Annotated in this window: 18 protein-coding genes; 8 read left to right on the forward strand and 10 right to left on the reverse strand. The window is 70.7% G+C overall.

Going from position 1 to position 24380, the window contains the following annotated elements; genetic code table 11:
• Positions 1 to 3 precede the first annotated feature (3 nt).
• Both AB0A65_RS15150 and AB0A65_RS15155 read right to left on the reverse strand, forming a co-directional pair.
• Positions 4 to 3285, reverse strand: coding sequence for a DUF4132 domain-containing protein (locus AB0A65_RS15150; RefSeq protein WP_359951560.1), 3282 nt, complete (start codon positions 3283 to 3285; stop codon positions 4 to 6).
• 73 nt (positions 3286 to 3358) lie between these two features.
• Positions 3359 to 6664 carry a DUF4132 domain-containing protein gene (locus AB0A65_RS15155; protein ID WP_359951562.1) on the reverse strand — a complete coding sequence of 1102 codons (3306 nt, stop codon included), beginning with the start codon at positions 6662 to 6664 and terminating at the stop codon, positions 3359 to 3361.
• Between the two features lie 255 nt (positions 6665 to 6919).
• Between AB0A65_RS15155 and AB0A65_RS15160 the strand changes: the two genes are divergently transcribed.
• Together AB0A65_RS15160 and AB0A65_RS15165 are read left to right on the forward strand one after the other, a co-directional pair.
• Positions 6920 to 8056 carry a mandelate racemase/muconate lactonizing enzyme family protein gene (locus tag AB0A65_RS15160; RefSeq protein WP_359951614.1) on the forward strand — a complete coding sequence of 379 codons (1137 nt, stop codon included), beginning with the start codon at positions 6920 to 6922 and terminating at the stop codon, positions 8054 to 8056.
• A 101-nt stretch (positions 8057 to 8157) separates the two neighbouring features.
• The gene (locus tag AB0A65_RS15165) at positions 8158 to 8925 is read left to right on the forward strand and encodes an IclR family transcriptional regulator (RefSeq protein ID WP_359951564.1); all 768 of its coding nucleotides are present in this window, start codon (positions 8158 to 8160) and stop codon (positions 8923 to 8925) included.
• A gap of 7 nt (positions 8926 to 8932) precedes the next feature.
• On the opposite strand, the gene AB0A65_RS15170 is transcribed toward AB0A65_RS15165, so the two are convergent.
• The 6 genes from AB0A65_RS15170 to kdgD are packed head-to-tail and all read right to left on the reverse strand — an operon-like array spanning position 8933 to position 15624.
• Positions 8933 to 10435: a tripartite tricarboxylate transporter permease gene (locus AB0A65_RS15170; protein ID WP_359951566.1), complete on the reverse strand. Its 1503-nt coding sequence runs from the start codon at positions 10433 to 10435 to the stop codon at positions 8933 to 8935.
• A 12-nt stretch (positions 10436 to 10447) separates the two neighbouring features.
• Positions 10448 to 10978: a tripartite tricarboxylate transporter TctB family protein gene (locus tag AB0A65_RS15175; RefSeq protein ID WP_359951568.1), complete on the reverse strand. Its 531-nt coding sequence runs from the start codon at positions 10976 to 10978 to the stop codon at positions 10448 to 10450.
• Positions 10975 to 11964, reverse strand: a complete 990-nt coding sequence (locus AB0A65_RS15180) for a tripartite tricarboxylate transporter substrate binding protein (RefSeq protein ID WP_359951570.1) — start codon at positions 11962 to 11964, stop codon at positions 10975 to 10977. Before AB0A65_RS15180 ends, AB0A65_RS15175 begins: the two co-directional genes overlap by 4 nt.
• Before the next feature lie 53 nt (positions 11965 to 12017).
• Positions 12018 to 13283, reverse strand: coding sequence for an enolase C-terminal domain-like protein (locus tag AB0A65_RS15185; protein WP_359951616.1), 1266 nt, complete (start codon positions 13281 to 13283; stop codon positions 12018 to 12020).
• Positions 13284 to 13336: 53 nt separating this feature from the next.
• On the reverse strand, positions 13337 to 14710 hold the full coding sequence (locus AB0A65_RS15190; protein WP_359951572.1) for an aldehyde dehydrogenase (NADP(+)): 1374 nt from the start codon (positions 14708 to 14710) through the stop codon (positions 13337 to 13339).
• Complete coding sequence (gene kdgD / locus AB0A65_RS15195) at positions 14707 to 15624, reverse strand: 5-dehydro-4-deoxyglucarate dehydratase (protein WP_359951574.1); 918 nt, start codon at positions 15622 to 15624, stop codon at positions 14707 to 14709. The genes AB0A65_RS15190 and kdgD overlap by 4 nt, the downstream gene beginning before the upstream one ends.
• 98 nt (positions 15625 to 15722) lie before the next feature.
• Here kdgD and AB0A65_RS15200 point away from each other — a divergent pair, with 98 nt between their 5' ends.
• The 5 genes from AB0A65_RS15200 to AB0A65_RS15220 all read left to right on the forward strand — a co-directional run bounded on the left by AB0A65_RS15200 (position 15723) and on the right by AB0A65_RS15220 (position 21937).
• The gene (locus AB0A65_RS15200) at positions 15723 to 16610 is read left to right on the forward strand and encodes a LysR family transcriptional regulator (protein WP_359951576.1); all 888 of its coding nucleotides are present in this window, start codon (positions 15723 to 15725) and stop codon (positions 16608 to 16610) included.
• Between the two features lie 56 nt (positions 16611 to 16666).
• Positions 16667 to 17383, forward strand: a complete 717-nt coding sequence (locus AB0A65_RS15205; RefSeq protein WP_359951578.1) for a spermidine synthase — start codon at positions 16667 to 16669, stop codon at positions 17381 to 17383.
• Between the two features lie 147 nt (positions 17384 to 17530).
• On the forward strand, positions 17531 to 19759 hold the full coding sequence (locus tag AB0A65_RS15210; RefSeq protein WP_359951618.1) for an NACHT domain-containing protein: 2229 nt from the start codon (positions 17531 to 17533) through the stop codon (positions 19757 to 19759).
• Between the two features lie 292 nt (positions 19760 to 20051).
• A complete protein-coding gene (locus AB0A65_RS15215) occupies positions 20052 to 21116 on the forward strand; it encodes an alpha/beta hydrolase-fold protein (RefSeq protein WP_359951580.1) in 1065 nt (354 codons plus the stop codon).
• A 92-nt stretch (positions 21117 to 21208) separates the two neighbouring features.
• Positions 21209 to 21937, forward strand: a complete 729-nt coding sequence (locus AB0A65_RS15220; RefSeq protein WP_359951582.1) for a hypothetical protein — start codon at positions 21209 to 21211, stop codon at positions 21935 to 21937.
• Between the two features lie 413 nt (positions 21938 to 22350).
• Here the strand turns inward: AB0A65_RS15220 and AB0A65_RS15225 are convergent, their stop codons facing one another.
• Positions 22351 to 22590, reverse strand: a complete 240-nt coding sequence (locus tag AB0A65_RS15225; protein WP_359951584.1) for a DUF397 domain-containing protein — start codon at positions 22588 to 22590, stop codon at positions 22351 to 22353.
• A complete protein-coding gene (locus AB0A65_RS15230) occupies positions 22587 to 23450 on the reverse strand; it encodes a helix-turn-helix transcriptional regulator (protein WP_359951586.1) in 864 nt (287 codons plus the stop codon). The genes AB0A65_RS15225 and AB0A65_RS15230 overlap by 4 nt, the downstream gene beginning before the upstream one ends.
• 245 nt (positions 23451 to 23695) lie before the next feature.
• Between AB0A65_RS15230 and AB0A65_RS15235 the strand changes: the two genes are divergently transcribed.
• The gene (locus AB0A65_RS15235) at positions 23696 to 24055 is read left to right on the forward strand and encodes a hypothetical protein (protein ID WP_359951588.1); all 360 of its coding nucleotides are present in this window, start codon (positions 23696 to 23698) and stop codon (positions 24053 to 24055) included.
• Positions 24056 to 24380: the final 325 nt, after the last annotated feature.

The following is a 24380-nucleotide window of genomic DNA, read 5'->3' on the forward strand; positions in this document are numbered from 1 at the left end:
GGATCAGGAGCCGGTGAGGCGGGCGAGGGCGCCGAGGGCCTCGGCGGCGGCGACGGGGTCGATGGGGCCGGTCGGCGGCACGGGGTCGGTGCCGAAGGTCCCGAGGTCGACGAAGTGGACGGAGGCGGTGGTCTGCACCGGGTGCTCGGCGGTGTACCCGAGGTCGATGCCGGGCGCGACGTGGAGGACGAGGAAGCAGCGGCTCGCGAGCATGTACGTGAACCCGGGGACGAGCCCGCCGTCGCCGGGGTAGCCGCGGGCCCAGCCGCGTCGGGAGAGGCCGAGGAGGCGCCCGGTGTCGACGGCCGCACCCTCGAAGCGCGGGAGGCGGCCGGTCGACAGTTCCTCCGCGGTGAAGGCGAGGACGGGCCGGGCGAGCTGGTCGAACGGCTGGAGGACCTCGTAGTCGGCGAGCAGCTCGGCCCACCGGCCGGTGGCGTCCCCGAGAAGCGCGGGGTGGGCGAGGCGCACCGAAGCGCTCGCAGGGAGCTCGAACGCGTCGTCGGCGAGGTCGCTGAACGTGCCGTCCTCGGCGATGCGGAACGCGGCCCCGTCGGCGAGCCAGACGAGGCGGCGCGCGAGCTGCCCGGTGAGGGCGTGGTCTGCGAGGTACCGGCGGAACTCCCCCGCGTCCCAGGTGCGGCCGGAGACCATCGCGGCCTCAAGGCGGGTCACCTGCTCTTTGGCGACGGACTTGAGCTCCTTGCGGAGGGCCTGGAACCGCTGGTAGGCGTCGTCGGCGACGGTGTCGTCGTCCTTGGCGCCGGGTTTGGGGAGGCTCTTGCGGGCCTTCCCGGCCTCGTCGATCACGAAGGGCCGCAACTGCTCGTCGAAGGCGACAGTGAACTTGCGGGTGCCGTAGTCGACGGTGAGGACGTCGGCGTCGCCGAGCCCGAAGTCCGGCACGAGCCGGTCGGCGAGCTGGTCCCGCGAGAGCCCCAGCTCCTCGGCGATCCGCCGGATCTGCTCCATGGCCTCGTACATGAGGCCCTTGAACTGGACCTTGTCGGCGGTGGTCTGGATGGCGCGCAGGGCTTCCTCGGTGCCGATGGCGCCGAGCACGCCGAGGCCGGTGACCGCGCGCTTGTGCTGGCCGTCGCCGGGCCACGTACGCAGGCGGTCCGCGAGGAGCCACACCGTCGCGTCCTCGGCGAAGTGCGCGAGCTGCGTCAGCGCCCACTGGTCCTTCGCGGGGGCGCCGACGGCGAGCCACTGCTCGAAGACCGCGCGGGAGAACCGCGCGAGGGACGCCCGGTCGCAGGTCGCGGCGACCACGTCCAGGCCCGGGTAGGGGTACTCGGGCGTGGCGAGCGCGAGGACGGCGAGCAGGTGCCGCACCGCGTCATCGGGCAGCGCGCGGCCGCCGTCCGCGAGGAGGACCTGCGGGAACATGACCGGGACGGCCCAGGGGCCGGGCTTGGGGGGCTTCGCGCCGCGCGGTTCGAGGGGGTCGCCGTCGAAGAGCGCGGCGACGGCCGCGACCGCTTCGGGGCCGTAGGGTTCGGCGGCTGCGACGACCTCCTTGTCGCCCAGGCGCACCGCGAGGTGGAACAGCGCGGCCTCGGCGTACTTGCGGCGGTCCTTGTCGGCGCCGAGGGCGTCGGGGACGAGCACGGTGGCGACGGCGGGGCCGTGGCGCTCGAACCAGCCGGCGGCGAGGGCGCGGTCGGTCTTGCGGCGCGCGTACCGCTCGGCGACGTGCCTGGCGGCGCCGAGACTGAACACCGGGCCGAGGACCTGGTCGAAGTCGCAGTACTCGGCGGCCTTGACGGCCTTGGGGATCGAGTCGGGCCCGTAGCGGGCGAGGATCGCGAGGACCTGGTCCTGGCCTGGCTCGGCGTCGGTGGCGAGCCACTGCTCGTAGTACGGGTCGGCGACGTCGGGCGGCCCGAACGCGAGGAGCGAGGGCAGGAGGTACCGGGCCGAGTCGCCGGTCAGGCGGCGGGCCGAGACGCCGCGCCATCTGGCGGCGGCCTCCGGGTCGTCCACATAGCTGGCGACGAGGTCGAGCCAGCGTTCCCGTTCGCCGTCGTTCCAGGCGAGGCGCGGCTCCCCGACGGGTTCGAGGCCGTCGATGACCTGGGGTTTCGGCTTGCGCCGCTTGACGGTCCAGGGCGGGGCGGTGAACAGGTACGGGAGGTCGGCGGGGTCGGCGTCGGGGACGGTCCGCTGGGCGAGTCCGGCGATGGCGGCGCGTTCGGCGTCGGTGAGGCCGTCGAGGGTCCCGGCCGCGGCGGCGACGGCGGCGAGGCGGCCGCGCTGGGCGGGGGCGGCGTCGGGGGCGGCCGCGGCGACGGCGCGCAGGACGGGGCCGGGGTGGCGGCGGGCGGCCTCGACGGCGCCGTCGAAGACGTACGCCTTGTCGAGCTTCTCGACCAGGTGCACGGCGCCTTCGGGGAGCAGGGCCAGGCCCTTGACGAGGAGGCGGCAGTTGGCCGCGCTGACGTGCCAGCGCGAGCCGAAGGTGCGCGAGAGGAGGCCGAACGCCTTGGGGCCGAGGGAGTCGAGGGCGGCGGCGATGTGCTCGGCGCCGAGGTAGTACTCCTCGAACCTGTGGACCCGGGCGGCCTTGAGGTGGGCGGTCGTGGAAACGAAGTGGTACAGGAACCGGTCGGTGGTGCCGGAGGAGCGGTGCTCGTGGTACTCGTCGCAGACCTCGGCGACCCAGTCGGCCTCGTCGGGGAGGAGGAGCGCGGCGGTGAGGCGCTGGGAGGGGCCGCGGCGGTGCTCGGCGACGGCCGCGACGACGGCCCGGTACTCGTCGTCGGAGGCGGCGGCGAGGCGGGCGCGGAGGCCGGCGATGACGCCGTTGTCCATGTCGCGGTGGAGGGACCGGTACTCGTACCAGGAGGAGTCGGTGAGGTACAGGTGCCCCGTCTGCGGGCGCACGCCGTCGCGGAGGTGGGCGGCCAGCTCGACGGCGTGGCGTTCGATGAACGCGCTCAAGGTCCACGGGAGGCCGCGGGCGACGAGCCAGGCGTCGAGTTCGAGGCGGGTCCACTCGTCGGGGGTGTGGGGGCCGACGTGGCGCAGCAGCTCCCCGGCGGCCACGGCGCCCGCGACGTCCGGTGCGCCCGAGAGGTAGTCGCCGATCGTCTGGCGGTGGCGGCGGTTGCGCTTCATGTGGAGGATGCGCGCGAGGAGGTCGGCGTGGACCTCGAACCGCTCGGCGAGGAGGTCGGGGGCGTCGGGGTCCGGTTCGGTCGGCGTCCCGGGGCGGGTCCCGCGGCGCGGGAGGAGCTTCGCGGTCCAGGCCGCGGGGAGTGCGGGCGCTTCAGGCGTCATCTCGGTCTTTCCAGCGTGGGGGGTGCCGCCCCGAGGATACGGTCCCGGTGCGACACCCCCGCAGGTGAGCGGGTCAGGAGCGGCCGGTCAGGCGGGCCAGGGAGCCGAGGACCTCGGCGGCGGTGACGGCGTCGACGTCCTTGGGGCGGTTGCGCTTCGCGACCTCGTCGGCGGTCCAGTAGTAGCGCTCGTGCTCGGCGAGGTGGACGCCGCGGAGGGTCTGCTCGGGGGTCTCGCCGATCGCGCCGACGTAGATGCCCGGGTCGAGCTCGATGAGGGCGTAGCCGCCGTTCGGGAGCTTGTAGGCGAGGCCCGGTTCGACGCCGCCGTCCTCCGGGGAGGCCCGCCGCCAGCCGCGCTTGGTCATGCCGAGGACACGGCCGACGTCGACCTTCGCGCCTTCGAAGCGGGTGAGGCGGCCGGTCTCCAGCTCCTCGTCGGTGAAGGCGAGCACGGGCCGGTCGAGCTGGTCGAAGGGCTGGAGGATCTCGTAGTCGGCGAGGATCTCGGCCCACGCGGCGATGGCGTCCCCGAGGTGGACGGGGTGGGCGACGCGGATCGCGGCGTCCTCGGGGATCTCGATCGTCTCCTCGTCGGCGTCGCTGAAGGAGCCGTCCTCGGCGATGCGGAACCCGGCGTAGGCCCCTTCCACTTCGGCGGTCCACACGAGGCGGCGCGCGAGGTGCCTGGTGAGGGCGTGGTCCACGAAGAACCGGCGGAACTCCTCAAGGGACCACGAGCGGGTGGAGGTCATGGCCGCTTCGAGGCGTGCGATCTGGTCGGTGGCGACGGCCCGCAGCTCCTTCTTGAGGGCCGTGAACCGCTGGTAGGCGGCGGGGGCGAGGTCCGGGTCGTCCTTCGCGCCGGGCTTGGGGAGGACCTTGCGGGGCTTGCCGCTCTCGTCGGTGACGAACGGCTTCAGGGCTTCGTCGAACGCGACGGTGAACTGCCGCGGGCCGTAGTCGAGGACGAGCGCGGCGTCCTCGCCGAGCCCGAAGTCCGGCACGAGCCGGTCGGCGAGCTGCTCGCGCGAGAGCCCCAGTTCGGCGGCGATGTGCTCGATCTGGCGGCCCGCCTCTTCCTTGAGCGCCTTGAACTTGACGCGGTCGGCGATGACCTGGATGGCGCGCAGCGCCTCCTCGGACCCGAGGGCGCCGAGCACGGCCAGGCCGGTGACCGCGCGCTTGTGCTGCGACTGGCCGGGCCATTCGCGGATGAGCGGGGCCAGCGCCCACACCGTCTCGTCCTCGCCGAAGTGCGCGAGCTGGGTGAGGGCCCAGGAGTCCTTCGGGGGCGCGCCGATCGAGAGCCAGAGCTGGAACACGGCGCGGCCGAAGCGGGCGAGGGACGCGCGGTCGCAGGTCTCGGCGACCACGTCGAGCCCCGGGTAGGGGTATTCGGGGGTGGCGAGGGCGAGGACGGTGAGGAGGTGGCGCACCGACTCGGCGGGGAGGGCCTCGCCGTTCTTGAGGAGGACCTGCGGGAGGGTCGCCGGGGAGGCCCAGGCGCCGGGCTTGGGGAGCTTGACGCCGCGGGGTTCGAGCGGGTCGCCGTCGAGGAGCGCGGCGATCGCTTGGGCCGCTTCGGGTCCGAAGCCTTCGGCGGCGGCGGTGACGTCGGCGGCGCTGAAGCGCATGGCGAGGTGGAGGAGCGCGGTCTCGGCGTACCGGCGGAGCTTCTTGTCGGCGCCGAGGGCGTCGGGGACGAGGTAGGGGACGGCGGCGAGGCCGTGGCGCGCGAACCACTTCGCGGCGGAGGGGCGGGCGGACTTGAGGCGGTCGAGGCGCTCGGCGCAGAGGCGGGCGGCCTCCAGGCCGAGGATCGGTCCTGGGAGGCGCTGGAAGGTGGCGTCCCGGCGGGCGGCGGCGACGGCGCGGTCGACGGTGCGGTCGCCGTAGCGGGCGAGGACGCGCAGCACGCTGTACTCGTAGCCGTGGTAGTCCTTGGCGATCCAGTGGTCGAGGTACTTCTCGGCCTTCACGGGGTCGCCGAAGACGAGGTACTGCTCGATCTGCCAGTCGTGGGGGTCGGGTCCGGGCTCTTCGGCGTCGTCCTCGTCCCAGTACTCCTTGAGGCCGAGCCACTCCTCCCGCTCGCCTGCGGCCCAGGTGACCGTGTGGCCCTCGGGGGCTTCGAGCCCTTCGATGACGACGGGCTTGGCCTTGGCGCGCTTCACGGTCCACGGCGGTGTGGCGAGGAGTGCGGGGACGTCGGCGGGGTCGGCCTCGGGGGCGCGGCCGTTCTCGGCCAGGAGCGCGTCGAGTGCGGCCCTTCCGGTCTCGTCGAGTGCGGCGCGGTGGGCCTCGGGGACGAGGGAGGCGAGGGCGATGAGGCGGAAGCGGGCGTCGCCGCTGGTGCGGCCGGCGCGGGCGAGGACGGTGCGAAGGGTGCGCTGCGGGAAGCGGGCGGCGGCCTCGACGGCGGGCTCGAACACGTGGGGTTCGTTGAGGCGCTTGACGAGGAGGTCCATGGCGGCGTCGGCGGGGATCGCGGCGACGGCCCGGTAGAGGGTCTTGCGGAACTCGGCGGGCAGGTGGCCGCTCTGGGTGAAAGTCCTCTCGATGACCGGGAGGGCGTCGGCGCCGAGTCCGCTGAGGAGCGCCGCGACGGCCGCGGTGTCGATGTAGTACTCGTTGAGCTGGGTGATCCCGGCGGCGTCGAGTTGCGACGGGGTGCTGACGGACTGGACCAGGATCCTGTCGTTCCAGCCGTAGGTGCGCATCTGCCCGTACTCGGGCATGGCCTCGTCGACCCAGGCGGCCTCGTCGGGCAGGAGGATCGCGGCGCCGATGCGCTTCAGGGGGGTGTCGCGGACGGGGGCGACGGCGGCGACCACGGCGGCGTACTCGTCTTCGGGGAGTTCGGCGAGCAAGGAGCGGATCGCGGCGAGGCTGCCCTGCTCGTACTCGTGCATGTACTGGTTCATGTAGTCGAAGCTGGCGGAGGCGACGACGCGGTGCTCGTACCCGTTGCCGCTGCCGGAGTACTGCTGGACCGCGAGGCGTTCGACCGCGGCGGCGACGGCGAACGGGAGGCCGTGCTCGGCGGCCCAGCCGTCGAACTCGGGACGCAGCACGGACACGGAGCGGCGGCTGTACTCGTCGCACATGAGGGCGGCGACCGCGGCGGCGCCGCGCGGGTCGGCCTTCCCGGCGAGGAACGCCTCCGCCGCGTCGACGTAGTCGGCGTTGTCCTCGCGGGCCAGCGCGATCCGTACCTTCGGCGCGCGGGCCTCGACCTTGCGGCGCAGCTTCTCCCCCGCCTCGGCGTCGAGCACAACGGCCTTCCCGGTCCGGCGCCCCCGCCACGACATCGGCCGCGCGGCCCATCCGGAGGGCATTTCAAGCGAGTCTTCTTGGGGTGCAACGTAATCAGTCATGCGCGTCCTTCGAGCGACCGGGGTTGGAAGCACCGAGACTATGCGCCGGGTGCGACAGCGCCCCTCGAACGGGTCGCTTCGCGGGATCTTGCGTGGATTGGGGAGGTGAACTAGGCTCAGGGAGTCCCGTTCAACGACATACCGTCCCGTTCATCGGGACTCTCGTCCTGGGAGGACCCCTTGACCGAATCCACGTTCCTCGACTTCACCAGCGCCTCTGAGACCTCCGAGGTCAACGAGCGGCATTTCAGTGCGCTGCAACGGGGCGAGGCGAGCCTCGACCGGATCGCCTCGGTGACGGTGTCGCAGGTGGTGCTGCCGCTGCGCGCGGCGATCAGCGACGCGAAGGTCCTGACGGGGCGGCAGAAGCCGCTCACCGAGATCCCGTTCCTGTTCGCGGAGATCCGCACCGAGTCCGGGCTCGAAGGCGTCGGGTACAGCTATTCCAAGCGCGCGGGCGGCGACGGCCAGTACGCGCACGCGCGCGAGATCGCCCCCGAGCTGATCGGCGAGGACCCCAGCGACATCCAGCGGATCTGGACGAAGCTGGTGTGGCGCGGCGCCTCGGTGGGCCGCTCGGGCCTTGCGGTGCAGGCGATCGCGGCGTTCGACATCGCCCTGTGGGACCTCAAGGCCAAGCGCGCCGGGCTCCCGCTCGCGAAGCTCCTCGGCGCGCACCGCGACTCGGTGGCCTGCTACAACACCTCGGGCGGGTTCCTGTCCTCGTCCATCGAGGAGGTCATCGAGAACGCGCACGCGACGGCCGCGAACGGCATCGGCGGCGTCAAGATCAAAGTGGGGCAGCCGGACACGCGCATCGACCTGAAACGGGTCGCGGCCGTGAAGGACGCGATCGGCGAGGACGGCATCGCGCTCATGGTCGACGCGAACCAGCAGTGGGACCGGTCGACCGCGGTGCGCATGGGCCGGGCCCTGGAGGAGTTCGAGCTGACGTGGATCGAGGAGCCGCTCGACGCCTACGACGCGGAGGGCCACGCCGACCTCGCCCGCGAGCTCGCGACGCCGATCGCGACCGGCGAGATGCTCACGAGCGTCGCCGAGCACGCCGAGCTGATCCGCCACCGCAGCGCCGACTTCATCCAGCCGGACGCGCCGCGCGTCGGCGGCATCACGCCGTTCCTGAAGATCATGGCGATGGGCGAGGCGGCGAACGTGCGGATGGCCCCGCACTACGTCATGGAGATCCACCTGCACCTCGCGGCCGCGTACGAGCACGACCCGTGGGTCGAGCACTTCGACTGGCTGGAGCCGCTGTTCGACGAGCGCCTGGAGACCAGGGGCGGGCGCATGGTCGTGCCGTCGCGTCCGGGCCTGGGCGTGAGCATCAGCGGGCAGGCGCGGGCCTGGACGACGGCCACCGAGACCTGCTGAGGGACGGCCCGGCACGGTGGCGTGCCGGGCCGCGTTTACGCTTGTGGACACCGGCGCCCCCTCCTCGAAGTGCGCCGCCGACGACTGCGGAGGATGAGGTCATGCCGCGCGCGGAGGCGCCCCCGAAAGGCTCGCTCGACCGGGCCCTGGAGATCTTCGACGTGCTCACGGTGCGCGGCGGGGCCACGACCGCGGAGCTGGTCGCGGCGACCGGCGCGTCCCGCAGCGCGGTCTACCGGCTCGTGGAGCGGCTCCAGGCCGCCGAGTACCTCGCGCACGCCGACGGCCGCTGGCGCCTCGGGCCCGCGGCCGCGCGCATGGCGATGGCCGCCGTGCAGCGCATGGACGTGTTCGCCGCGGCCCCGCCGCTCCTGCGCGACCTCGCGGCGCGCACCGGCGAGACCGTGAACCTCGGGGTGCTCTCGGGGGACGAGATCGTGTTCGTGTTCCGGGAGCTGGGCCGCCACGCAGTGCAGGTCCGCTCCGAGCTGGGCGCGCGAAGGCCGTTGCACGCCACCGCGGTCGGCAAGGCGTACCTGGCGGGGCTGGGCCCCGAGCGGTCCGGGGTCCTCATCGAAGGACTGTCCCTGGAGAAGTTCACGGGCGAGACGATCACCGACCCCGCGCGCCTGCGCCGCGAGGTCGAGGCGATCCGCCTCCGCGGCTGGTCCGAGGAGCGCGGCGAGTTCGACGCGTCCAGCACGTGCTTCGGCGCGCCCGTGTTCGACCAGGCCGGGGAGGTCGTCGGCTCGGTGAGCGTCGCCGGTCCGACCGCGCGCATCGCGGGCGCCGCCTTCGGGCCGCTCGTGGCCGAGGCCGCCGGGACGGTGTCCCGCCGGCTCGGATACGTCCGGCCCGAAGGCGCCTGACCGCATATCAGTCGGCCGCGGCCCGCTCAGTCTGCCTGGCGCGCACGGTCCGCAGGACCGGCACGACCACGACAGTGAGCACCAGGACCGCGACGAGCGTCCCCGACACCGGGCGCTGCACGAACTCGGTAACGTCGCCGCCGAACAGGCGCATCGACCGGCGGAACGAGGCTTCCAGAAGCGACCCGAGGACGAACGCGAGCACGAACGGCCCCGGCTCGAACCCCAACTTGCGCATCCCGTAGCCGAGCAGCCCCAGCCCGATCATCAGCAGCATGTCGAAGGCGTTGTTGCGGATCGAGTACGCGCCGAGCATCGTGATGACCACCGTCAGCGGCGCCAGGATCCCCGGGCGCACCTTCAGCATCCGCACGAACACCCCGATGAGCGGGATGCTCAGCGCCAGCAGAAGGATGTTCCCGACGTACATCGAGTTGACGACGCCCCAGAACACGTCCGGGTGCTCGTTCATCAGGCCCGGTCCGGGCGTGATCCCTTGCAGCATCAGCGCGCCGAACAGGACCGCCATCGTCGCGTTCGCCGGGATGCCCAGCGTCAGCAGCGGGATGAACGAGGACGTCGCCGCCGCGTTGTTCGCCGACTCCGGCCCGGCCACGCCTTCGATGGCGCCCTTGCCGAACCGCGACGGGTCCTTCGCGACCCGCTTCTCCACGGCGTACGACACCAGCGACGACATCGTCGCGCCCCCGCCCGGCAGGATGCCGAGCACGAAACCCGTCACCGAGCCGCGCAGGATCGCCATCCGCGAGCGCAGCCAGTGCAGGCGGCTCGGGATCGCCCGCCCGAAGGCGGGCACGGCGGGCTGCGGCCGGTCGCGGTGCTCCAGGTTGTACAGGATCTCCCCGACCCCGAAGAGCCCCATGGCGACCAGCGTGAAGTCGATGCCGTCAGCGAGCTGGTCGGTGCCGAACGTGAACCGCGGCGTCCCCAGCAGCGGGTCCAGGCCCACCGTGGCGATGAGCAGGCCCAGCGCGGCCGCGGCGGCGCTCTTGACGAGCGAGCCGGAGCCGAGCGTGCCCACCAGGAAGATCCCGATGAGCGCCAGCACCGTGTACTCGGCCGGCCCGAACGCCAGCGCGACCCCCGCAAGGGCGGGCGCGATGAACGTCAGCAGCAGGATCGAGGCGGTGCCGCCGATGAACGAGGCGATGGCGGCGACGCCGAGCGCGGGCCCGGCCTCGCCTTTGCGGGCGAGCGCGTGCCCGTCCAGGGCGGTGACCACTGTGGACGCCTCGCCGGGCATCCGCAGGAGCACCGAGGTGATCGTGCCGCCGTACTGGGCGCCGTAGAAGATCCCCGCGAGCATGATGACCGCCGCGGTCGGCTCCAGCGTGTACGTGATCGGCAGCAGGATCGCGATCGTCGCGGCCGGGCCGAGGCCCGGGAGCACGCCGATGAGCATCCCCACGGTGACGCCGATGAGGCAGAACAGGAGGTTCTGCGGCTCGAACGCCACCGCGAAGCCGGAGAGCACGGTTGAGAAGTCCATGGTCCGCTCCGGCTAGAACACGATGATGTGCGGCAGGGGCACACCGAGTCCGAGGATGAACAGGGCGTACGCGACGGCGGTGGCGACCACGGCGACGACCGCGCTCGACAGCCACGACTCGCGTCCGAGGAACCGCAGCCACGCGAACAGCAGCAGCAGCGTGGGCACCTCGAACCCGACGACCTCGAACAGCGACGCGTACACCGCGAGCGCGGCCGCGGCGACGAGCACCGCGCCCGTCCCGCGCGTGAACGCCTCAGTGCCGTTCGCGGGCGCGGCCTCGAACACCTTGGCGGACAAGGCGACCACGACGATCCCGACCCCGCACGCCACGAGCAGCGCGGCCACGACCAGGGGCCACAGCCCCGGGCCGGGCGAGGTGAGCGTCCCGATCTTCAGGCCGAACGCGAGCCACGCCGCGAAGGCGCCGAGCGCGATCGGCAGCGCCCCGGCCACGACGGCCTGGACGCGCCCGCCCGCGCGCGGTTCGTCGATCCCCTCCTCCTGGGGCGCATCGGCATCGGACATGACGGCCTCGCTCATGCGTCACCGAGCTGGAGGCCGGCGTCGTCCACCAGCGCGGCGTACTCGGCGGCGGCGTCGGAGAGGTGCGTCTTGGCCTCCAGGTTGTCGACCTCCCAGCGGTCCATGTAGTTGTCCTGGAGGAACTGCCCGTACTCGGCGCCCTCGCGGGCCTCCTCGAACGCGAGCGAGAGGACCCCGGCGGTCTCGTCCGGGACGTCGGCGGGGGCGACGATGAAGCGCCGCTGGTCCACGACCACGTCGAACCCGGCCTCGACGGCGGTCGGCACCTCCTGGAGGAACGGGCTGCGCTCCTCGGAGAACACCGCGATCGGACGCAGCTCACCGGCCTCGACCTGCGGCATCGTCTCGGCGAGGGAGGCGGACACGGCGTCGACCTCCTGCCCGAGCAGGGCCGTGACGGCGGAGGCCCCGCCGTCGAACGGCACGTCGGTCGCGTCGATCCCGGCGCCGGTGAACAACAGCTGCGCCGAGAGCTGCGAGCCGGTGCCGACCCCGGTGGTCGCGTAGTTGACGTGGTCGGCCGCGAGCAGGTCCTCCAGGGTCTGGTACGGCGAGTCCGCGTGCACGACGAGGACGTACGCCTCGTTCGTGAGCGTGGTGATGATCCGCAGGTCGTCGATGACGACCGCGTCGGGGTCCTCGACCGCGAGCGGCGTGATGGCGAACAGGGACTTGACGGCCAGGGCGATCGAGTAGCCGTCGGCCTTGCCCGACAGCAGCTCCTTGAGGCCCACGGCGCCGTTCGCGCCGGGCTTGTTGGTGACGGCGAGGGACTCGCCCAGCGGCTCCTCGGCGGCCTTCGCGATCGCGCGGCTGATCAGGTCGCCGGACCCGCCCGGGTCGAAGGGCACCATGAAGTCGACGGCTCGCTTCGGGAAGTCGCCTTCGGCCGCGTCGCCTCCCTGGACCTGGCAGGCCGCGAGGGCGGCGAAGGGGGAGACGGCGGCCGCGGCGAGCAGCCCGCGTCGGGGGAAGGGGTTCATGCTTTCTCGACTCCTCATTGAGTGTTCAGGCGTTTCGGTTCGTAGGGACGGAATCAGCCCAGGCAGGGGCGCTTCGGGTCGAAGGTCCAGCCGGGGACCAGGTACTGCATGGCCGCGGCGTCGTCGCGCGCGCCGAGGCCGTGCTCCAGGTACAGCTCGTGCGCCGCCGCGACCTGGTCCAGGTCGAGCTCGACGCCGAGTCCGGGCGCATCGGGGACGTCGATGCGGCCGTCGCGGATCTGCAAGGGCGCCTTGGTGAGGCGCTGGCCGTCCTGCCAGATCCAGTGGGTGTCGATCGCGGTGATCGCGCCGGGGGCGGCCGCGGCGGCGTGGGTGAACATCGCCAGCGACACGTCGAAGTGGTTGTTGGAGTGGGAGCCCCAGGTGAGGCCCCACGCCTCGCAGAGCTGGGCGACGCGCACGGAGCCGGACATGGTCCAGAAGTGCGGGTCGGCGAGGGGGATGTCGACGGCGCCGGCGCGCACGGCGTGGCCGAGTTCGCGCCAGTCGCAGGCGATCATGTTCGTGGCGGTGGGCATCCCGGTGGCGCGGCGGAACTCGGCCATGACCTCGCGGCCGGAGTACCCGTCCTCGGCGCCGCAGGGGTCCTCGGCGTAGGCAAGAATGCCGCTTAGGTTACGACACAGGGCAATTGCCGCTTCAAGGGACCAGGCCCCATTGGGGTCCAGGGTGATCCTGGCTTCGGGGAACCGCCCAGCGAGCGCGGTGACCGCGGCGGCCTCCTCAGCCCCGGGGAGCACGCCGCCTTTGAGCTTGAAGTCCCGGAACCCGTAGCGGGCGTAAGCGGCCTCGGCGAGCGCGACGATCCCTTCAGGGGTGAGGGCCTCCTGGTCGCGCAGGCGGAACCAGTCGTCCGCGTCCCCGTCGCCGTCGCGGTACGGGAGGTCGGTCTTCCCCTTGTCCCCGATGTAGAACAGGTACCCGAGGACCGGCACGAAGTCCCGCTGGACGCCGTCCCCAAGGAGCGCCGCGGCCGGGACGTCGAGGAACTTCCCGAGGAGGTCGAGCAGGGCCGCTTCCAGGGCCGTCTCGGCGTGGACGGCGACGCGCTGGTCGAAGGTCTGGCGCCCGCGCCCGGCGGCGTCGCGGTCGGCGAACGTGCGCCTGACCTCGGTGAGGATCGCGTTCCAGGTCCCGATCGGCTTGCCGACCACGTACTCCCGGGCGTCCTCGATCGTGTCGGCGATGGCCTGCCCGCCGGGGACCTCGCCGACGCCGGTCGCGCCGGAGTCGTCGGTGAGGATCACGAGGTTGCGGGTGAAGAACGGGCCGTGCGCGCCGGACAGGTTGAGCAGCATGGAGTCCCGTCCCGCGACGGGGACGACGCGGAGACCGGTGACGACGGGACTGCTCACCGCAGCTCCTCCGGGAGGAGCTCGGCGGGGAGATCCTGGTAGGCGACGGGGCGCAGGAACCGGTCGATCGCGAGCGTCCCGACGGAGGTCGTGCGCGCGTCGGTGGTCGCGGGGAACGGCCCGCCGTGGACGGTGGCCGGGCCGACCGCGACCCCGGTGGGCCAGCCGCCGTGGACGATCCGCCCGGCGAGCAGTTCGAGCCGCGGCACGAGCCGGGCGGCCTCCTCGGCGTCACCGGGTCCGGTGTGGAGGGTGGCGGTGAGCTGGCCTTCGAGGACGTCGAGGATGCGGTGGACCTCCACCTCGGAGTCGACGGTCACGATGATCGAAGTCGCTCCGAACACCTCATCCCGAAGCGCCGGCTCGGCGAGGAAGGTCGCGGCGTCGGTCCGGTACAGCGCGGCGGCGGGTTCGCCTGTGCCGCTTGCGAGGAGCTCGGTCCCGGGAAGGGCGGCGAGGCGGTCGCGGCCGGCCTCGTAGGCGGCGCGGATGCCGTCGGTGAGCATGGGCTGCGCGGGCGTCTCGGCGAATACCGCGGCGGCGGTCTTCAGGAACGCGTCGAGTCCGTTCCCGTTGCGCGCGAACACGAGTCCGGGATTCGTGCAGAACTGCCCCGACCCGAGGACCGCGGACGCGGCGAAGCCGCGCGCGAGCCCCTCGGCGTCCGCGGCGAGCGCGCCCGGCAGGAGGAACACGGGGTTGACGCTCGACATCTCGGCGTACACGGGGATCGGCACGGGTCTTGCGGCGGCGGTCGCGGCGATGGCGAGCCCGGCGGCGCGCGAGCCGGTGAAGGCCACGGCCTTGATCCCGGGGTGCGCGACGAGCGCCTGGCCGAGAGTGCGGCCGGGGCCGAACAGAAGCGTGAAGACCCCTTCCGGCAGGCCGTGCTCCTTCAGCGCGTCGCGGATCGCGGCGCCGACGAGCCTTGACGTCCCCGGATGCGCCTCATGGGCTTTGACGACCACGGGCGCCCCGGCGGCCAGCGCGGCGGCGGTGTCGCCCCCGGCCGCGGAGAACGCGAGCGGGAAGTTGCTGGCCCCGAACACGGCGACGGGCCCGAGCGGAATGTGCCGCAGCCGCAGGTCCGGTTCGCCGGGCGCGGTGCGGGGACGGTTCCAGGCCGCGTCTTCGAGGAGGCGGGCGAACATGCGGAGCTGGTTGCAGGTGCGGCCGCGTTCCGACTCGGCGCGGGCGACCGGCAGGTGCGTCTCGCGATGCACCGTGGCGGGGAGCTCGGGGATGGCCTCGATGCGGTCCGCGATGGCGTCGAGCAGCGCGGCGCGAGTGCTCGGGGACGTCTGCCGGTACGACCCGAACGCGGCGGACGCCGCGGCGACGGCCTGGTCGACTTCAGGGAACGTGCTCATGCGGCGGCCTTCCCGATCAGGGCGGCGAGGGCGGCGAACTCGTCGTCCTTCAACTCGGTCAAAGGCGGTCGGACGGGCCCGGCGCCCCGCCCGACCGCTCGCATCCCGGCCTTGACGATCGAGACGGCATAGCCCTTACCGAGATTGCGGATCTCCAGGTAAGGGAGGACGAACTCGCGGAGGCGCCGGTACACCTCGGCGGTGTTCTGCGCCCGCACATCCTCGTAGAACGCGAGCGCGAACTCGGGGACGAAGTTGAAGATCGCCGAGGAGTAGGTGGTGACCCCGAGCTGGAGATAGGGAAGCGCGAACGTCTCCGCGGTGGGAAGCCCCCCGACATAGAGCAGCCGGTCCCCCAACGTCGCATACAGCCGGGTCATGAACTCGATGTCCCCGACGCCGTCCTTGAACCCGATGAAGTTCGGGCACGCATCGGCAAGGCGCGCAACGGTGTCGACCTCGTACACGGCATTCGCGCGGTGGTAGACGATGACCCCGAGCGAGGTCGCGTCGCAGACGGCCTTCACATGTGCGAACAACCCGTCCTGACCGGCCTCGGTCAGGTAGGGCGGGAACAGCAGCAGGGCGTCAGCACCGGCTTCCTCCGCGTCCCTCGCGAACGCCGTCGCTTGCGCGGTGCCGAGGCCCGCGGGGGCGACGATCGGGACCGCCCCGGCCGACTCGTTCACGGCGGCCCGCACGACCTGCCCGGTCTCCTGGGGCGTGAGCGAGAAGAACTCGCCGGTGCCGCCCGCGGCGAACAGCCCGGCGGCCGGGTAGGTCGCCAGGTGGGCCAGGTTCTCGCGGTAGGCCGCCTCGTCGAACGACAGGTCGTCGCGGAAATGCGTCACCGGGAAGGACAGCAGTCCGGAACCGAGGGCCGTCTGGATCTCCGCGGGGGCGAATCGGGTCATTCGGGGGGAACTCCTGTGGTCGTAGGGATGGGACGACACTAAAAGCAGTTCCCATACCCGTCAAACACCGTTTCGACATCACCCGATACCTTCAAGGCATGACCGAAGGCAGCTACACGCTCGACCAGCTCCGCGGCTTCGTCGCGGTCGCCGAAGAGGGCCATTTCGGCCGCGCGGCGACCCGCCTCCACATGACGCAGCCCCCGCTGAGCCGTCAGGTCCAGCGCCTTGAGCGAACAATCGGCTTCGCCCTGTTCACCAGAAACGCCACCGGAGCGGACCTCACCCCCGCGGGAAGGGTCTTCCTGGAAGAAGCCCGCCGCCTGCTCACCGCCACCGAAATGGCGCCACTCCGCGCCCGCCGAGTGGCGGCGGGAACGGCCGGAACGATCAGAATCGGCTTCACGGCCGTCTCCGCCCTCACGGTCCTCGGCGAATGGATCAAGATCGCCGCCGCCGAACTCCCCGAAGTCGACCTGGTCCTCTCCGAGATGGTCACCCACGCCCAGCTGGACGCGCTCCTCGCCGGGGAGATTGAAGTCGGCCTGGTCCGCCAGGTCCCTCGCTCAGAAATCCTCGACTCGCGCCTGGTCGCCACGGACACGCTGGTCCTGGCCGCCCCGAAGGAGCACCCGCTCACGCGCCTCGGCAAAGCACCGTCGTTGGCCGACATCGCCGAGCACGACGTGGTGACCTACTCCCCCAGCGAAGCCTGGTACTTCTACGAACTCGTCGTCGCCGCGTTCCGCAACGCCCACGTCAAGCCCCGCTACGTCCAGCACATCAGCCAGGTCCACACGGTCGCCGCCGTGGTCAACGCCGGTCTGGGCGTGGCCCTGGTCCCCAGTTCCGCGGCCACCCTCGCCCTCCCCAACCTCGAATTCCTCACCATCCCCGACATGCCCCGCGACACCGTGGAACTCTTCTGCACCTGGAGGACGGCCCAGACCAACCCGGCCCTGACAGCCCTCCTCGCCCGGGTGTGACCTCCGTCTGCCGACCCGCGTTGAGCACGGGACCACCGGCGGGGTTCGATTGGCGGGTGAGCATTCGATTCGAGGAACTGGACTGGCGCCCCTCTCCGATGGGTGAGATCAGTCTGAGGCGGCGGTACGACGAGACGGCGCAGAGCGAGGTCTACGAGGTCAAGCTCGGCGAGGAGTTCCTCATGTCGAGCCTCTTCCCCGTCGCGGAGATCGAACTCGCCCGCCTCGGCCTGGCCCGGACGCCCGGCACCGGCCTCGACGTCGTCGTCGGCGGCCTCGGCCTCGGCTACACCGCCCAGGCGGCCCTCGAAGACACCCGCATCGCCACCGTCACGATCGTGGAGTACTCCGAGGCGGTCATCGACTGGCACCGCAAGGACCTGATCCCCGACACCGCGGGCCTGGCCGCAGACCCGCGGGTCCGCTTGGACCGGAACGACTTCTTCGCCGCCGCGATGAGCGAGCAGGGCTTCCATCCGGACGAGCCCGAGCGCCGCTACGACGCGGTCCTACTCGACATCGACCACACCCCCCGCCACGTCCTCCACTCGCCGCACGCCGCGTTCTACACCGTCGAGGGCCTCCGCGCCGTGTCCGCCCACCTGCGCTCAGGCGGCTGCTTCGCAATGTGGTCGGACGACCCCGCCGACGACGAGTTCATGGCCGCCCTCACCGAAGTCTTCACCGACGTCGAAAACCGCGAAATCTGGTTCGACAACCCCTACACCGGAGGCCAGTCCTCCAACTCCATCTACCTCGCCACTAAACCCTGACCCGACCGCGAGAAGCACCACCGGCCGATCTGGAGCGCCCTCCTCGCCCGCGTCTGACCGGGCTGACCTGTGTCGGAAATCCGACACCTCGCCGAAAAGGCGGTATCCACCGTATTCTCAGGCATGACCGATCCGCGTACGGATCGTATGGTTGTTCTTGTGCCCCCTGACGTTCCGGATCCCGTTGAGGTCTCCGAATTCACCAGATTGTTTAAGAAGTACCGCGATCGCTCCCGCTATTCGCAAGCCGCTCTCGCGGAGCTGACCGATGTCTCCACGAAGACGATCGGAAACTGGGAGCGCGGCTCGGTACTCCGGCCGCGAAAGAAGACGCTTGAGTTGTTCAAGAGCGCCTTCAGCCTCACCGATGAGGAGTACAAGGAGTTCGTCGCAGCTGCACGCAAGACTCGGTCCGAAGACAAGCCGTCGATCATCGTTCGGCGCCTTCGCCGGGCGGCGGACAAGCTCGCCTATGAAGTGGGCCGAAACCTCAAGTACGAGGAGGAGCGCCAGGGCCTCCACGATCCCTTTTCGCTGCCTGTCTCATGGCAGACCGTCAAGACCGCGATCGCCGATCGCAAGGAGAACACCCTCGGGACGACGTACGACCCCCCGCTCGACCTTGACGGGTCCCTTCCCCAGCTCACCGAGACCTACAGGCGCATCCCCTCCGGACGGCTCGTGGTCCTGGGCGGGGCCGGGTCCGGGAAGTCCGTGCTGGCCATGCGGCTCGCACGAGAGCTGCTGGCGGACCGCGGACCGGACGAGGCCGTGCCCGTGATCTTCCGGCTCGGATCGTGGCACCCGCGCACCGAGCTGCACGCCTGGCTGGCGACGCAGCTTGAGAACGATCACCCCGACCTGCTCAGGCCCATGCCCGATCGCTCGACGACGGCCGCCGCGCTCATCGCGTCCGGCCGCATACTTCCCGTGCTCGACGGCTTCGACGAGATGGCGAAGGGCCTGCATTCCGCCGCAATCAAGAGACTCAACCTGCACGCCGGGCCGCTGGTCCTCACCAGCCGGACCGAGGAGTACGCCGCAGATGTCGCCGATCCTGTCCGCCCCCTGGTGTCCCGCGCCGCGGTCATCGAGCTCGAACACCTCACCCACGGGCAGTTCGCGGGCTACCTGCTCCAGAGCGCGTACCCGCCGGACCGCTGGCAGAAGGTGCTCGACGCCATCAAGAGAGAACCCGAAGGCCGCCTTGCGAAGGTGTTCACCACGCCGCTCATGGTGTCCCTCGCCCACGAGGTCTACGGCGGCGACCGCGATCCCACCGAGCTGCTCGACAAGGAGTTCTCCACCGCCGAATCGGTGGAGCAGCACCTGCTCCGGACGCTGGTGCCCACCGTCTACCGCGACCAGCCCGAGGGGGCGCAGTACGAGGTCGAACGGGCGCGCCACTGGCTCGGTTACCTCGCCCGGCATCTCCGCTCGCTCGGCGAGCAGGACCTCGCGTGGTGGAGGATCGGCGGCTCGCTGCGGCAGTGGGAGCGCATGCTCGTGCTCGCGGTGGTACTCGGGATCGGATTCGCGGTTCTCGACGCGACCACCATGGTGCTCATGGGATTCGAGCCCGACCGGTTCGTGGCGGGCGTGGCGATCGACATCTCGGTCGGGGCCGCGTTCGCCGTCGCCCACGTCCTCCTCGCGCGGTTCCGGGGCGCGGCGTTCGAACCGTCGCGGATGCGGATGCGCCTGCGCGGGAGGCCGACCCGGGCCTGGGGCGATCTCGCGCGCCGCTTCCGCCTCGGATTCGCCGTCGGATTCCTGCTCCCGTTGGGGCTCAACATCGTCAACGCCATAGCGCTGGGCCTCGGAGGCGTGCTCGATGTGGGCGGGGCCTTTGCCTTCGCCTTGGTCAACGGCATCACGTACGGGCTGCCGGCCGCGATCTGCGGCGGCTTCGTCTTCGCGGCCATCGCATTGCTGGAGCGGCCGCTCGACTTCACCTCGGTGCGGAGCCCGGCCGAGCTCGTTCGCGCCAGCCGCCGGACGCTGCTGGGGCAGATGCTGATCTTCGGACCGGTGCTCGTGGTCGCCCTGCCTGTCGTGTACTGGGCTGAGGTCATCCTGCTGCGGCAGCTTCCCTTCGGGATTTGGAGCTGGGATGCCGGGCTCGCCATCACACTCGGCCTGTACGCCGGGACGTACGGCCCGATCGGCTACGTCCTCGCGTTCACCGGCTGGGGGCAGTGGCTGGTGTTCGGGCGGATCTGGCTGCCGCTCACCGGGCGCCTGCCGTGGACGCTCCCCGCGTTCCTGGAGGACGCGTGCGGACGCGGCGCCATGCGCCGCTCCGGGGCCGTCCACCAGTTCCGGCACGCCCTCCTCCAGGACCATCTCGCGACGGCCTACAGCGATCGACCTTGACGGCGTTTCCCCTGTTGATGGCAGTTTCAAGGATCGGACACTCGAAGTTGCCGATATGATTTGTTCGCATTTGTCATGATTTGCGACTTGCCGTGAACCAGGACCGACCACATGATCGGTGGATCGACGTCGGCGCCCCGCCGACGGTGCGGACCCGAGGACTGGCGGGCCCCGAAGGTCCGCCCTTCACGAGGAAGGTCCTGAACATGGCAGAGAACGAGTTCCCCACCGGCGGGCGACCGTCGACCGGGTCCGAGGCCGTCGCAACCGCCCTCCGCGAAAGGGCGGAGGCATGAACACTCGCGCACTGACGACCGCAGTCGTCGCGGGCACCCTAGCCTCCGGGGTCTTCGCCCTCCCCGAAGCGAACGCGGCCGTCACACCGCCGCAGTTCGCGGACGCCTTCGGGCTCACCGTGATCAGCCAGCCCGAATGGGCCGACGGCAGCGATCGCACGTTCACGTTCACCGTGACCACCGAGGAGGTGCCGGCGTTCACGGTCCTGCCCGGCCAGGTCTCGGGCGAGCACGTGGTGATGGTGACGCTCCCCGACGGGTACGACCCGGCGGTGGCCTACCCGGTGCACTACACGCTGCACGGCGGCGCGGACTACCCGAACACGCGGTGGCTCAAGGACGCCGTCGAGACCTCGACCGCGGACGAACCGCTGATCACCGTGGCGCCGAACGGCGGCGGTCGCGGCTGGTACACGAACTGGGTCTACCCCGGATCGCTGGGCGCGCAGAACTGGGAGACGTTCCACCTGGAGCAGCTCATCCCGTTCATCGACGCGAACCTCTCCACCATCGCCGCGAAGGAGGGCCGGGCGATCTCGGGCCACTCGATGGGCGGCTACGGGGCGCTCACCTACGCCGAGCGCAGGCCGGACCTGTTCGCGTACGCGGCCAGCTTCTCCGGCGCGCTCGACCTGCTCAACCAGGAGATGCGCGCGGTCGTCCTGGGCACCACACAGCTGTCCCAGTGGGGGTATCCGACGGTCGCACCGGACGCGATCTTCGGGTCCCCGATCTGGCCGCTCGACTGGAACTGGAACCAGCGCAGCCCGGCGCAGCACGTCGAGTCGCTGCGCGGCATGGGGGTGGCGCTGTACTCCGGCGACGGCGGCGACCTGACCGAGAACCCGATCCAAGCGGTGGCGGAGAACCGGGCGTACCAGACCGCGGTCGTGACCTCGGCGAACTTGACCGCCGCGGGCATCGACCACGTCTTCGTCGACTACGGCGACGGGAGCGGCTGGGCTCCTGGATGCACCGGCAAGCACGCCCAGGCCGCCTGCCTCCAGGCCGACCTGGACCACTTCATCCCGCTGGCCATGGCCAGCCTTCAACACCCCTGATGTAACCGGGACCGCGGCGCGGCGGTAAGGGCACACCGCCGCGCCGCTTCACCCTTCCTGCCGGTGGGGCAGGAGAATCCGAGGCAAGAGAAATGAGCACTACCACTTCCGGCTCCGCGACCCCCGGGGGCGGTTCCGTCGGCGAACCGTTCGTCAAGAGCATCGGCATGGCGATCGTCGTCGAGGTGATCGCCGGAGCGGTCATCGCGATCTTCGCGTTCAGCCCCGATACGGACGACATCGTGGTCGACGACCCTGCGACCGCGCACCCGACCGACGACTACCGGATCGAACCGAACACCTGGCCGGACGACGAGTCCGAGCCGGAGACGGAACCCGAACCCGAACCGGAGCCCGAACCCGAACCGACACCGGATCCACTGGCGGACATCTCTGTCGGCGACTGCATCACCCGCGACGGCGACGGCCAGTACATGCCGACGGGCTGCGACGAGGGCACCCTCATGGTGCTCGAACGCATCCAGGGCGAGAACGACTCCGCCTACTGCTCCGAATGGGAGTTCTACAACGGCTCGATCGTCATCCGCGAGTACCCCGACTCGCCGGACGTCCTGCTGTGCCTCCGCATCCAGTACCCGGACGACATGGGCTATGCCCAGGTCGACCACTGCATGTACGCGAGCGGCCCGGACGGCGACATGACCTTCGCGTTCGCCGACTGCGACTCCTCCAACATCTACATTGTCGGTCGGACCTACGAGTACGGCGACACGGACTACTGCGGCGACTACGGCTGGGCCACCTGGCAGAGCGGAGATTTCCCCGACTACGCCTACACCGTCTGCTTCGCATGGTGGTGAACCATCACACCGTCGAGGGCCCGTCGGAAGCTCTCCGACGGGCCCTCGACGGCGAGTCCGGGCATTCATCACCCGGTCCGGCGGTATCCGCACCAGCTGTGAGTTGCGGTGTCGCAACAACTTTCGTAGGCTGACCATCCCCTGCGGCGAGGATCCCGGATGGCATCGATAGGCGGCCAACCGCTCACCACCGCAGGTACGACCCTGATAAGGCCGAACCGATCTGAGGAGATGTCGGTAGCCGAGCTTGGCGACTATGTTCAGGGGACTCTCGGGATCGCGCCGCCTGATGATGAGCCGGGTTGGTATGTGCGAGTCGACTTCGTGGACTCGCTGGATGGGCGTGCCGAGCGGTTCACTTGACAGCGCACGATGCGGCATGTCATCGAGCCCGGGGATGTCAGCCCGGAAGGTTAGTTGTTGAAGTCGAACTCGCCGTCTTTGGCTCCGGCGAGGAAGGCCACCCACTCCGCGCGGGTGTAGACGATCACCGAGCCCTCGGGGTGGTGCGAGTGCCGCACCGCGACCCGGCCCGAGTCGTCGGCCAGGGGTCCGGCTTCCACACACTGGCCGCTGCCACTCGTGCTGCGAGTGCTCTTCCGCCAGTTGATTCCAGCGAGCTCACCCACCGAGAGCTGCTGATTGGTGCTCATCGAATCTCCTTCAACCGGTCAGCGATCAGTTTCGCCGACTGCTTTTCCGTTAGCGCCGATCGTTCAAGATCCTGCCACACCGCCTCGAAGGTGCTGGTTCTGGGCGCTTCGACATAGAGGCCACCGGCCCGGGTCTCGACATGGCCGACCGCGGCATACGGCTCCGGCAGCTCGTAGAGCATGAAGCTTCCATCGGAGCCCTTGTGCGGTCCGGATTCCTCGGTGATGATCCGGATCGATACTGTTTCGCGCTCGCCGAGTTCGAGCAGCCGCGCAAGCTGAACGCGCATGATCTCCGCAGAGCCGGGGATGCGCTTCAAGACCGACACCTCGAAGATCGCCTCGATTCGCGGCGGTTCATCGGCATCCAGGATCTGCTGGCGATCCATTCGAAGATCAGTCCACCTGGCGATCTGGTCCGCAGTGTCTTGCTCGTATCGCAGCTGGTCGATGACCGCCATCGCATAGTCTCGGGTTTGGAACAGGCCGTACACCAGGTAGTGCTGGTAGGCGAGGATGCGGTCTGCGCGGCTTTCCAGCCAGGGCACATTGATGAAGTCCTTGCCGAAGTCATCCTTGTGACTGTCCCACCAGTCTCGCTGCCAAGCATCTTCGCAAATCTGCTCAAGGTCGGCGCGAACCTTAGGATCGGCGACATCGTAGAGCGTCATGAGCGCGACCAGGTCGGCCCGGCGAAGCGGATACTCACCGTTCTCGTAGCGGCTCATGGTGCTTGCATCGCGTTGAAGGTACTCGCCCGCCACCCGGAGGGACATCTTCTTGGCAGTGCGCAGCTCTCGGAGCTTGTCCCCGAGCCACTGCGAGCGGAGTGAAGGTCCTGGGCCGGTGATGATCGCCATCGCTACTCCAATCTTCTGTCGGAGAACCGACAGCAGAATCCTGCCCGATCGAGCGAGGCAATATTGCTCAGCTCGATGGTGTGTGCCATGATACCAACTAGGCGTGAGAAGTCGATCACCGGATTCTGGTGACAGGGTTCGCGGAAGCGGGCATTTCGCGTCTTCCACCATAAGCAGCCGGGGCGGGTCCATCAGTTTCCAGACCTTGTTCCCGCCCCGGCCTAACAGACAGCGGAGGCAAATCCGTGTCCACATCTATTGTCGCGCACGCGCCCGACAATCCCAACCGCGATCCGCGCGGGGCCGACCCGCTCGTGCGGGGGAACTTCGGGGACCGGCACAGCCGGTTCACCGTCCGAGCGTCATCGGGGACCGCGCCGGACTCGTTCCAGGTCTCGGTCGCAGACAACCCGGCCGATCTCGTGCTCATCGTGTCCGGGCTCAACACCGGGCAGCTGCATGCCACCTGGGGGCAGGGGTGGCGGGCGTTCGCGCCCGAGTGGAAGGCGTGGTTCGAGGACTCCGCGTTCGCCGTGTTCTACAACGGCCGCGCCATCGACAACCGGCCCCGGCCCGAGGGGCGGGTGCGGTTCTGTGAAGGCTGAGCACCCCGAGAGCGAGTCGCACCCGGACTCGGACGGGTGGCTCGGGGACTTCCGACGCGGCCCGGCCGTGTTCGCCCTCTACCGGGAGGACGGGCATCCGCTGGGACCTGCGGAGTACCGCATCGAGTGCAACGACGGCGCCGGACCGAAGGTGATCTGCCGGTTCATCGACGAACCAGAACCGGTGCCTGAATGGGTGGTCGGCTGGGCGGGCGACCCGTGGTGCCCGTCCACACCGCGCTCGACCCGATCCCGGTCGCGGCCGAGATCGTCACCGCGCTCCAGACGCTCGTCACCCGCCGGTTCTCGGTGTTCGACCCGATCG

This window comes from Glycomyces sp. NPDC047010, from assembly GCF_040644205.1.
Lineage (GTDB): Bacteria > Actinomycetota > Actinomycetes > Mycobacteriales > Micromonosporaceae > Glycomyces.